General features: G+C 43.8%; 9 protein-coding genes and 2 other annotated features. All 9 genes read right to left on the bottom strand.

Annotation, left to right across the window (positions count from 1 at the left end; translation table 11 throughout):
• Nucleotides 1–9: 9 nt before the first annotated feature.
• Nucleotides 10–576, bottom strand: a complete 567-nt coding sequence (locus MK385_RS00180) for an aminodeoxychorismate/anthranilate synthase component II (protein WP_000601901.1) — start codon at nucleotides 574–576, stop codon at nucleotides 10–12.
• Nucleotides 573–1,934: an anthranilate synthase component I gene (gene trpE / locus MK385_RS00175; RefSeq protein ID WP_268724946.1), complete on the bottom strand. Its 1,362-nt coding sequence runs from the start codon at nucleotides 1,932–1,934 to the stop codon at nucleotides 573–575. Before trpE ends, MK385_RS00180 begins: the two co-directional genes overlap by 4 nt.
• A gap of 378 nt (nucleotides 1,935–2,312) precedes the next feature.
• Nucleotides 2,313–2,538: a binding site (T-box leader), on the bottom strand.
• The gene (gene trpB, locus MK385_RS00170; RefSeq protein WP_268724945.1) at nucleotides 2,535–3,713 is read right to left on the bottom strand and encodes a tryptophan synthase subunit beta; all 1,179 of its coding nucleotides are present in this window, start codon (nucleotides 3,711–3,713) and stop codon (nucleotides 2,535–2,537) included. It overlaps the preceding feature by 4 nt.
• Nucleotides 3,714–3,778: 65 nt before the next feature.
• Nucleotides 3,779–4,010 (bottom strand) — a binding site (T-box leader).
• 34 nt (nucleotides 4,011–4,044) lie between these two features.
• Nucleotides 4,045–5,274: a DegT/DnrJ/EryC1/StrS family aminotransferase gene (locus tag MK385_RS00165; RefSeq protein ID WP_268724944.1), complete on the bottom strand. Its 1,230-nt coding sequence runs from the start codon at nucleotides 5,272–5,274 to the stop codon at nucleotides 4,045–4,047.
• 42 nt (nucleotides 5,275–5,316) lie between these two features.
• Nucleotides 5,317–6,009, bottom strand: coding sequence for a sugar transferase (locus MK385_RS00160; RefSeq protein WP_000922225.1), 693 nt, complete (start codon nucleotides 6,007–6,009; stop codon nucleotides 5,317–5,319).
• Between the two features lie 104 nt (nucleotides 6,010–6,113).
• A complete protein-coding gene (locus MK385_RS00155; RefSeq protein WP_268724943.1) occupies nucleotides 6,114–7,856 on the bottom strand; it encodes an ABC transporter ATP-binding protein in 1,743 nt (580 codons plus the stop codon).
• Nucleotides 7,846–9,591 (bottom strand): ABC transporter ATP-binding protein, encoded by a 1,746-nt coding sequence (locus MK385_RS00150; protein WP_268724942.1) that lies wholly within the window; start codon nucleotides 9,589–9,591, stop codon nucleotides 7,846–7,848. Before MK385_RS00150 ends, MK385_RS00155 begins: the two co-directional genes overlap by 11 nt.
• A 54-nt stretch (nucleotides 9,592–9,645) precedes the next feature.
• Complete coding sequence (locus MK385_RS00145) at nucleotides 9,646–10,281, bottom strand: DUF421 domain-containing protein (RefSeq protein ID WP_268724941.1); 636 nt, start codon at nucleotides 10,279–10,281, stop codon at nucleotides 9,646–9,648.
• Nucleotides 10,278–10,733, bottom strand: a complete 456-nt coding sequence (locus tag MK385_RS00140; RefSeq protein WP_000675323.1) for a DUF3290 family protein — start codon at nucleotides 10,731–10,733, stop codon at nucleotides 10,278–10,280. Before MK385_RS00140 ends, MK385_RS00145 begins: the two co-directional genes overlap by 4 nt.
• Between the last annotated feature and the right edge of the window lie 121 nt (nucleotides 10,734–10,854).

The raw sequence follows: 10,854 nt of genomic DNA, 5'->3' as shown, positions 1-10,854 counted from the left end.
CTAGTTTCCTCACTTTACAACCTTCTCGATAAAATTCCGAATAGAAGACAAGCCATCTGGCGTTCCGATACTTTCTGGATGGTACTGGAAGCCATAAATTGGAAGGGTTTTGTGTTGAATTCCCATAATAGCCTGGTCATCAGTCGAACGAGCTGTCACTTCAAAGCCTTCTGGCATTTCTTCAATCAAAATACTGTGATAACGCATGACTGGACGACCATCCTCAATGCCTTGATACAAAACAGATGGCGCTTCAAAGCTGATATGGCTTTGTTTCCCGTGCATAACTTTTGGTGCCAAGCCTAGCTTCCCACCAAAGACTTCTGCGATAGCTTGGTGACCCAAACAAATACCTAGAATTGGCTTCTTCCCTGCAAAGTCTCGAATCATATCTTCCATCTTTCCGGCATCCACTGGCCAACCAGGACCCGGAGAAAAGACCAGACCATCTGCTTTTTCAGCTTCTTCATACAGCTTGGGATCATCATTTCTCAAGACCTGCACTTCTGCGAAATTCCCAATGTACTGCGCCAAGTTATAGGTAAAGGAATCATAGTTATCAATCAATAAAATCATGGTCTTAGTTCTCCAATTCTAGTCATAGATTTAGCCTTGTTAATGGTTTCTTGGTATTCGTTTTGGGCGATGGAGTCGTAGACAATCCCTGCCCCAGCCTGCACATAGGCTGTTTGATTCTTGAGAATCATAGTTCGGATGGCAATGGCCAAATCCATATCGCCCGTCGCAGACAAGTAGCCGATTGCTCCTGCGTATACACCACGTTTTTCTGTTTCCAGTTCATAGATGCGTCTCATAGCTCGAATCTTTGGAGCTCCTGAAACTGTTCCAGCTGGAAGTGTAGCTTTCAAGGCATCCATGGCAGTGAGTTCGGGAAGCAAACGTCCCTTGACCACGCTGGTCAAATGCATGACATAGCGGAAGAGCTCCACTTCCATATACTTGGTTACTTGAACACTTGCTGTTTCAGCCATTCTACCGATATCATTTCGTCCCAAGTCCACCAACATTCGGTGTTCTGCCGTTTCCTTTTCATCCGAAAGCAAGTCTGTCGCTAAGGCCTTGTCCTCTTCATCTGTAGCTCCTCTTGGTCGTGTACCCGCAATCGGATTGGTTGTCACGATGCCATTTTTTACAGAAACCAAACTTTCTGGACTGGCGCCGATGATCTGATAATCACCAAAGTCATAGAAATAGAGGTAATTAGAAGGATTGGTCACGCGGAGATTTCTGTAGAAGTCAAATGGATTTCCAGTAACTTCTGCTGAGAAACGCTGGCTGAGCACGCATTGGAACATATCGCCATTACGAATCAAGTCGCGAGCGGTTTCGACCATTTGCTCAAACTTCCGAGGAGCGATATGGGGTTTGAAGTCCAGCGGAGATAAATCCAAGTCTTCAAATTCATTTGGAGCAGGAATGCGTAATTCCTCCAGCACTTGCTTCAAGGCTTCTTCCAAATCTTCTTGACTGCGATCACTATAGAGAGCATCCTCGATGACATGGATTTTTTCCTTCTTGTGGTCAAAGACCATGTAACTCTCATAGACAAAGAAATGCATATCTGGTGTCCCAATGGTATCTTGAGGGATTTGACCGATTTCCTCATAGAGCGAAATCATATCGTAACCAACAAAACCAATGGCTCCCCCACCAAAAGGTAGATCTGAATGGTGCTGGCTCTTATGAGTCACTTCATAAAGGAAATCCAAGGGATCCCTATCAATCACTTGACCATTTTGATAAAGGACTCCATTTTCAAACTTAATCTCAAAAACTGGATTATAGGCTAGGATAGAAAAACGAGCGGTTTCCTTGTCTCTCGGAATACTTTCTAAGATAACCTTGTGTTGCCCCTTTAGGCGCATATAAGCCAAGATTGGTGATAAGACATCTCCATGAATGATTCGTTCCATTGTAATTTCCCTTTCAGTTTCTTATTTTTAATTTTTTTGTCTTTTTTCTATTTCCCTTAAATAGTGCGGACGGGAGGTAAAATTATCCAGTGGATGATTTTAGAAAACCATAAAATGAAAGACCTAATTTTCGAGCTCCTCGCTCATTCATTTCTAGGCTCAGGCTAAAATAGTTCCCCGAACTATTTTACTCTCAAAAATTCCGTTCTAGAGAAGCATCTTTGCTTCTCTAGAATACCACTATGGCGGGAAATAGCGTTTCAATGCTCACTTCGTTTGCAAATATTTTATAGAAATCTATCTATTGATGAAGCATAATTTAAAACTGATGACCATATCTACGATAAATATATAAAAATCCCCACGCAAAATAACTTGCGTGAGGACGAAATTCGCGGTGCCACCTCAATTATAGGATTTCTCCTATCTCTCATTCCTGTCTCAGAACTTTCCTGTAACAGGCTGTGCGATAAAGGGCACTCCCTTGAGAATTATGTTTTCTTCTCTCGTTTCAGATGGACCCAACCTTACAGCTTTCTCTGCTTGTTTCCAGCAACCACAAGCTCTCTGGGAAAGAAAGTACTGTAATTTTTCCATCTCTTATTTCTTAGCTTCTAGGTAGTCTGCAATCGCAGCTACGTCCTTGTCTCCACGACCAGAGACATTGATGATGATAATGTCATCTTTACTTAGTTTCGGTGCACGTTTAACCGCTTCTGCGATGGCGTGCGAACTTTCAATCGCTGGGATAATCCCTTCTGTCTTACTAAGAAGGAGCAAGGCTTGAACAGCTTCTTCGTCTGTCGCTGCCACGTATTCTACGCGGCCAGAATCTTTAAAGTAGGCGTGTTCTGGACCAACCCCTGGATAGTCCAAACCAGCTGAGATAGAGTAAACTGGAGCCAGCTCTCCATCTTCCTTAAAGACTGCATAAGTCTTCATACCATCGACAATTCCGACACTACCTTTTGTCATAGTGGCTGCGTGCTTGTCTGTGTCAAGTCCGTGACCGGCAGCTTCGACCCCAACCAATTTGACTTCTTCATCAGCCACATACTGTGAAAAAGCACCGATGGCATTAGAACCACCACCTACACAGGCAATAACGTAGTCTGGTAAACGGTCTTCTTTTTCCAAGATTTGACGACGAGATTCCTCACTGATGACCTTTTGGAATTCATGAACAATGGTAGGATAAGGGTGAGGACCCACAGCAGATCCCAAAACGTAGAAGGCTTCAAGATCATTCATCCATGCTCCAAAGGCTGCATCAACCGCATCCTTGAGAGTTCGTGTCCCCGTTTCAACCGCGTGAACAGTTGCTCCCATCATCTCCATGCGGAAAACATTGAGACGTTGACGCTCCACATCTTCTGCCCCCATGTAGACATCACAGGCCATACCAAACTTAGCTGCAGCTGCTGCTGTCGCAACACCGTGCTGACCAGCTCCTGTTTCCGCAATCACTCGTTTTTTGCCCATACGTTTGGCAAGAAGAATTTGTCCTAAAACGTTGTTAAGTTTGTGAGAACCAAGGTGGTTAAGATCTTCGCGCTTGAGATAAATCTTAGCGCCACCTAAGTGATCTGTCAAACTTTCCGCAAAATAAAGCGGTGTTTCACGACCTGAATAATCCTTCAAGTAATGGCGAAATTCTGCCAAAAACTCTGGATCATCCTTGTATTTGTCAAATGTCATTTCCAACTCATCCAACAAAGCCTGAATCGGCTCCGGTACAAAACTACCACCAAATTGTCCAAAATAACCTTTAGTTGTCATAAAATTTTTCCTCTTTCAGTATTTATTTCAAGATATGAAAAAACCCACACACAGAAAACAATCTGTGTGAGGGCGTTGGTAACGCGGTGCCACCTCAATTATAAAGGGACTATTCCCCTTTACATCTCTGCCTTGTCTAACAACAAGTTGCACTGTAAGGTGTGCGCACCGAATTTTCATTGTTTCAAATTCATTTTTAAAATCAGCCCACTTTCACTACTTCCAACCACCTGTTCACAATCACCACAGGCTCCCTGAAGATCAAACATAGTTACTTTTCTGATTTATTGAGAATATTATATGTTATTGTTCTATCTTTGTCAAGATTTTTTTATGATTTTTTTCCAGAACCGAGGATTTCTTCGGAAATTCTCACCAAAGTCTTAACGATGTAATCAACTTCTTCATCGCTTAATTTTGTATGAAGAGGAAGCGTAATTTCATTTTCAAAGAAGGCATAGGCTCTTGGATAATCTGCCATATCAAAGCCAAGATTCTTATAGGCTGTCAAGAGCGGAAGCGGTTTGTAGTGAACATTACTTGCAATTCCTGCTTTGGCCAATTCTTGGATGATAAGGTTGCGTTCTTCTAAACTTGCTCCTTCTACATGGGTGATGTAGAGGTGACGACTTGACTCAACAGTTTCCGTTTCATGTGCCAATGGATGAATGCGAGAACCAGCAAAACCACAATCATAACGGTCCACGATTTCCTTACGACGTTGTAGCAAAGCTGGGTAACGGTCCAATTGTACCAAACCAATCGAAGCCATGATATCGGTCATATTGCACTTGTAGGCTGGTGTGACGATATCGTACTCCCATGAACCCAATTGCATCTTGGCAAGAGCATCTTTAGTTTGCCCGTGAAGGGAAAGGATTTGGAACTCCTTGTACATCTCTTCATCGTCAATAGCTGGATTGGCTTTCCAAGTCGCACTTCCTCCCTCAGCCGTTGTAAAGTTCTTAACGGCATGGAATGAGAAGGAAGTAAAGTCAGCGATAGAACCAGCTGGTTGTCCTTTATAAGTAGATCCCAAAGCATGGGCACTATCAGAGACAATCACGATACGGTTAAAGGCCTTTTGCCACTTGCTAGCAGCTGTAAAGAGATCACGTTTTTTCTCCACGACTTGGAACAAACGGTCATAGTCGCAAACAATCCCTGCAAGCTCAACCGGAATAATCACCTTAGTTTTCTCAGTAATAGCTTGCTCAAGCAAGTCATAGTCCATTTCAAAAGTATCTGCTTGAATATCCACCATGACAGGGGTCGCTCCTACGTGTGTGATGACACTACATGAAGCTGTATAAGTCATAGCTGGAACGATGACTTCATCACCAGGTCCCACTTCCAAAACACGTAAAATCAACTCAAGAGCTGCAGTCGCAGAGTTGAGGCAGACAGTCTTAGGTGTCTGTGTGTATTGGGACAAGCGACGCTCCAGTTCTTTTGTCTTTGGCCCAGTTGTAATCCAACCAGAACGCAGGGTATCCGCTACTTCAGCAATTTCAGCTTCGGTAATATCGGGAGGTGAAAATGGAATATTGTAATTTGGCATTGATTTGCTCCTTTTATCTGTACTCATTTTCTCATGACTACTTTATTTTAGCACTTCAAACACGGTTTGAAACATGATTTTAATGTCTCCAAGGAAACTAAACTCTCGGAGATAGGCGAGGTTATAGCGCATCTTTTCAGGAAGGACATGCTCTACATAGGCTTGGTCAACTGACAGACCTTTCTCCGTCATTTGACTGATGATAGTATCCTCATCCTTGTAGTTGATGCTGGCTGGAGAGGTGATTCCTGCTGGCAAGAGCAAGGTCGCCATCATTTCAGGGCTATACTGCTCGGTGTAACGTGGCACTTCAGGTCGCGTGCCGACAAAAGACATTTCGCCTTTAAGGACATTGACCAGCTGAGGCAGTTCATCCAAGCGCACACGACGAATGAAATTTCCCACTTTGGTAATGCGGCTGTCGTTAGCTGAAGTCACCAGACTTCCTTTTTTATCCGCATCCGTCACCATAGTACGGAACTTCCAAATCTTGAACGGACGGTTGTACTGGGTCACGCGCTCTTGCTTGTAAATGACAGGTCCCTTGCTATCCAACTTGATCCAAATGCTCAAGATAAGAAAGATGGGAGAAGTCAAAACTAGCAAAAACAAGGCCAGAACCCAGTCCAGGCAACGCTTGAAAATCAGCGAACCCTTCCTTTTAGAGACAAGCTGGTAGTAAGACTCAACCTCGCTTGATTGCATTTCCACGGGTAGGTCTTCCCATTTCAGCATACTGTTTCTCCTTTGTTTTTATTATACTATTTGTCAACATTTTTCATTATACCACAAAATAGAAAAGGCGGTGCAAGAAATCTGTGATTTAGAGGAATTCTTCTTTAGGAAAGAGCCCCTGCCTGCAAGCTATACATCTTGTGATAGGTTCCTTCCAAGGCCAAGAGTTCCTCATGGGTGCCACTCTCGATGATGCGCCCCTTGTCCAAAACATAGATACAGTTGGCATCTTGGATAGTTGAAAGGCGATGGGCGATGGCAATGGTTGTCCGCCCCTGTCTCATCTTAGCTAGGGAATCTTGAACCAAACTTTCTGTTTCAGAGTCAATATTGGCTGTCGCTTCATCCAAAATCAGGATTTTAGGCTGACTGGCGACTGTTCTAGCAAAGGCAAGAAGCTGGCGCTGGCCAGTAGAAAAGCTCGAACCACGCTCGGAAACAGGGGCATCATAACCCAGCGGAAGGTCCTGAATAAAGGAATCTGCATCGACAAAGGCAGCTGCAGCCTGAACCTCTTCATCACTAAGTTCTTGATACATGGCAATATTGGACTTGATAGTCCCGTGATAGAGGAAGGGATCCTGTAAGACCAAACCGATGTTTTTTCTCAACTCTTCCTGACTGTAGTTCCTGATATCCACATCATCCAAGAGAACTCGACCTGACTGAAATTCATAAAAACGCATGAGGACATTGATAATGGAAGATTTCCCCGAACCTGTATGACCTACAAAGGCAATGGTTTCGCCCTTGTTAACTGAAAAGGAAATATCATCCAGAATCTGGTGTTTGCCGTCATATGAGAAACACACATGTTCAAAACGGATATTGCCCTCTTTGATTTTGGCTTGCCCATTTTCTTGAAGAGGCTCATAGGTCCTCTCATCAATCAAGGCAAAAACACGACCTGCAGACACCATGGACGTTTGAAGGGTTGAAAAGTTCTGCGTCACCTCAATCAAAGGGTCAAAGAGGCGGTTGATGTACTGGATAAAGGCATACATGGTTCCGGCCGTTATCCCGATTGAAAGACCACGGTAACCAAAGTAAGCCATCAAAACGGCGTAGCCTAGGAGTTTCAGTAAACTCATGGCAGGTCTCAAAAAGAGGGCATCCAAGGCCACAGAACGGTTGGCATAGACCAAGTGTTCTTGGTTGATTTCATCAAATTCTGCCTGCAGGCGCTTCTCTTGATTAAAGGCCTGGATAATCCTGATTCCCTCGATATTCTCTGCCAGCTTACTATTGATATCCGACAAGAGACTTCTGGTTTTTTCGATGATTTTCACTGACTTTTTCCGATAGAGATTGACCAAAAGGAAAATCAAGGGAAGAAAGAGCAAGACTAAAGCTGTCAAACGAAAATCCAACACCAACATGGTATAAAGGGTTGTCAGAAAGATAAAAACCGCTGAGATAAAACTGGACAAAATCCCCGAAAACATATCACTGATGGTCTCAGTATCATTTGTCAAACGAGAGACGATCGAACCAGCTGGAGTCTTGTCAAAATAGGACATGCCTAGCTTCTCCATATTGGCAAAGGCATCGCGACGAATGTCTCTGACAATACTGTAAGACACCCGTGCAAAGAGAAGATTGCCGACATACTGAACTAGAGTTTGCAGGATATAAAGACCATAGTAGGCCAGCAAAACGGTCACAGCAAGTTGGTTGAGATTGCTGAGATACTGGTCGATAAAGTGGGAAGCTACAAGGGGAATCACACTTTTAATGACCGTCGTCGCGAGGAGAAAACTTAATGCCAAAAAGGTCAGGAATCCATAGGGCTTGAGATAAGACAGCAAGCGCTTCAATACAGCCCATTGTTCTTTCTTATTCTGCATCTTCTTCTCCTTTCATTTCCAATTGCTGAGACTGGTAAGTTTGGGCATACCAGCCATCTAGGGCTAGCAGTTCTTCGTGCCTGCCCCGTTCGATAATTTGACCATTTTGCAGAACCAAGATCAGATCTGCATGGACAACTGCACTGAGGCGATGAGCCGTGATGATAGTTGTCTTGTCCTTCCGCGTCTCCTTGAGATTGTCGATAATCGCGTACTCTGTCTTAGCATCCACAGCTGACAAGGAATCATCTAGAATCAAGATATCAGGGTCTAAAATCATAGCCCGACTCATGGCCAGACGTTGCTTTTGACCACCTGAGAGACTGACTCCTTTTTCACCGATCAACGTATCAAATCCCTGAGGCATGGCTACAATGTCTTGGTAAACTTGGGCTAGCTTGGCCGCTTCCTCAACCGTTGAAAGGGGCAAATTAGGATTGCCAAAGCGGATATTGTCTAAGATAGAAGTCGCAAAGAGGAACTGGTCCTGAGGGACATAGCCCATAAGGCTGCGAAGGTCTGTAAGACGATAGTCCCGAATATTGTGACCGTTTAGGTAAATGGCACCCTTATCCACATCGTACTCACGCAAGAGGAGCTTGATCAAGGATGTTTTACCAGAACCTGTCTGCCCGACCAAGCCTAGGGTTTGCCCTTTTGCCAAGCTAAAGTGAATATCCGTCAGTGTCTCCTCATTTTCAAAGGCAAAGCTGTCAATATCGTACTCCAAGCGCCCATTTTCAATACTGTCCAGAGGAAATTCAGGGTCTTTTACAGGTGATTCCTGAGACAAAAGATCCTCAATTCGCTGATAGGACACCTTCCCTCGCTGAGTAATATTAAAGAGGAAGCCAATGGCCATAAGAGGCCAGACCAACATATCCAAGTAGCTGATAAAGGTAATCAGATTTCCAACCGTAATCTGCCCCTCCTGAACCATTAAGGAACCGACTAAGAGCGTTAAAACATAGGATGAACCAACAAACAAGAGAACCATGGGGTCAAAGAGACTGTCGTATTTCATGGTTTGCAGGTTCTTTTGAAAGGTCAATTCATTAACTGCCTGAAAGGACTCCAGCTCGTCCGCCTGATAACCGAAAGACTTGGTCACTTTGATACCTGATACAGACTCCTGCACCTTGTTATTGAGTTCAGAAAAGGCTGCCTGTGACTCACCAAAGGCCTTGTGAGTCTTTCTCCCCAAACGACTGGTCACATAAGCCATGAAAGGCAGGGGGAGAATGGCAACTAGCGTCATCTGCCAAGAAATGCTAAAGAGCATGGTCAGCAAAGTCACCAGAGCCGTGATAGAGGCATCCACCGCTGACATGACTCCGCCACCTGCGAGACGAGTTAAAGCATTGATATCATTGGTGGCGTGTGCCATCAAGTCCCCCGTCCGATAGGTCTGATAAAAGGCTGGAGACATTTTTGTAAAATGCTCAAACAAACGAGACCGCATAATCTGCCCTAGACGGTAGGAAGTTCCAAGGATATACATGCGCCAAACATAGCGCAGATAGTACATCCCAAAGGCTGCCAGCAGTAGATAAAATAGATTAAGAAGGAGGTCCTGCTGGGTTAATTTCCCCGACGTAATGGCATCAATCACCCGTCCCATGACCATGGGGGGAATGAGATTGAGGACGGAAACTAAGACCAAGGCCACAATCCCGACTAAATAACGGCGCTTTTCTAACTTGAAAAACCACCAGAGTTTTTGAATAATGGACATAAAATCCCTTTCTGATTACAAATGGAAACCTGAGGCAGGGACCTCAGGTTTTTCTTATTCATAGGTTACGACTGTGACGGCACCCTTGTCATACTCAGCGATAAAGATATTGGCAACATTGTCATGACCTTGTTTGCTGAGGTTATCAAGCAGCCATTCTTCGCTCCGACCAATAGTCTCCAAAATTTCAACTTGGATCACACCGTCTGTGACAACAGGATACTTGGGATTTTCGTCTCCCATTTGGACTACGATGAGTTGACCGTTTTGCTCCTGCATAGCACGTTTGACTTGTTTCATTTGGAAAATTCCCTGGCTACGGAGCTTAAGAGCTACATCCGCTGCTGATAAACCAACCGAACGGCAGGCTTCTGGATCAATCTTTCCATTTTTTATGAGCAGGGTTGGCTTCCCATCAATCAAACGTTTCACAAAGTGAACATTATTATTCAGCCATTTGAGAGTCAAGACCAGAATGGTCCACATAATCAGGATAACTGCATACTGAAGGATACTGATGGCACTATTGTAAATCACCCCACCGATGATACCCCCGAGTACATAGTTCTGAATTTGATCTATTGCTGAGTTAGGCGCTAGGTTACCCTTTCCTGTCACATTGATTACAAAAACCAGAGAAAAGAGACCCAAGGCTAGTTTGATTAAAATTTCGATATAATTGAGTGTCATTTGTTCACCTCCACCAGTTCAATCGCATCTGTTTTATACAATTCGACTTTCTCTAGCAGGTACTTGTCTGGCTCACTTCCGTTCAAGGCACGGTAATAGCGATCTCCGACCTTGATAAGTGCGCCATCAGTGTCGGCAGAAGTATTGACATAGACTTCTGACTTGTCTACTCCCAATTCTTTGGAAACAAGCTCGATGAAATGAAGTGAAGCTTGAAATTTATTATTAGAAACTTGATTGTTTTGATAAGTCGTGATGCTGACTAAAAGGAGAGCTAATAAGGTCAAGGCTGAAATCATGACCAACTCACGAAATTTGGTCCCCTTTTTATCATGATAAGCCTTGAAAGCTAAAAATCCTGTCACAGCTAATAGGACAATCCCTAAACCAATCATGATGCCATTTTGCTGACCGATTTGGCTGAGGACATAGTCATAAGAATAGAATTTCATGTATTTTCACTCCCTTTCATAAAATCATTCTTAATTATAAACGAAAGAGGGTGATTTTTCAAACCATACGTTGGGGAAATGCGCCTTTTTTTGGTATAATATAGTCTGTAATCTGAATGAA

Source organism: Streptococcus oralis, from assembly GCF_026782125.1.
Classification (GTDB): Bacteria; Bacillota; Bacilli; order Lactobacillales; family Streptococcaceae; genus Streptococcus; species Streptococcus oralis_CE.
The sequence above is the reverse complement of the archived record's forward strand: the minus strand, read 5'-3'. Positions and strand labels throughout refer to the sequence as shown.

Coding starts and splice junctions, on each gene's coding strand:
- MK385_RS00180 (WP_000601901.1), bottom strand. CDS start 576: ATGATTTTATTGATTGATAACTATGATTCCTTTACCTATAACTTGGCG.
- trpE (WP_268724946.1), bottom strand. CDS start 1,934: ATGGAACGAATCATTCATGGAGATGTCTTATCACCAATCTTGGCTTAT.
- trpB (WP_268724945.1), bottom strand. CDS start 3,713: ATGACAACTAAAGGTTATTTTGGACAATTTGGTGGTAGTTTTGTACCG.
- MK385_RS00165 (WP_268724944.1), bottom strand. CDS start 5,274: ATGCCAAATTACAATATTCCATTTTCACCTCCCGATATTACCGAAGCT.
- MK385_RS00160 (WP_000922225.1), bottom strand. CDS start 6,009: ATGCTGAAATGGGAAGACCTACCCGTGGAAATGCAATCAAGCGAGGTT.
- MK385_RS00155 (WP_268724943.1), bottom strand. CDS start 7,856: ATGCAGAATAAGAAAGAACAATGGGCTGTATTGAAGCGCTTGCTGTCT.
- MK385_RS00150 (WP_268724942.1), bottom strand. CDS start 9,591: ATGTCCATTATTCAAAAACTCTGGTGGTTTTTCAAGTTAGAAAAGCGC.
- MK385_RS00145 (WP_268724941.1), bottom strand. CDS start 10,281: ATGACACTCAATTATATCGAAATTTTAATCAAACTAGCCTTGGGTCTC.
- MK385_RS00140 (WP_000675323.1), bottom strand. CDS start 10,733: ATGAAATTCTATTCTTATGACTATGTCCTCAGCCAAATCGGTCAGCAA.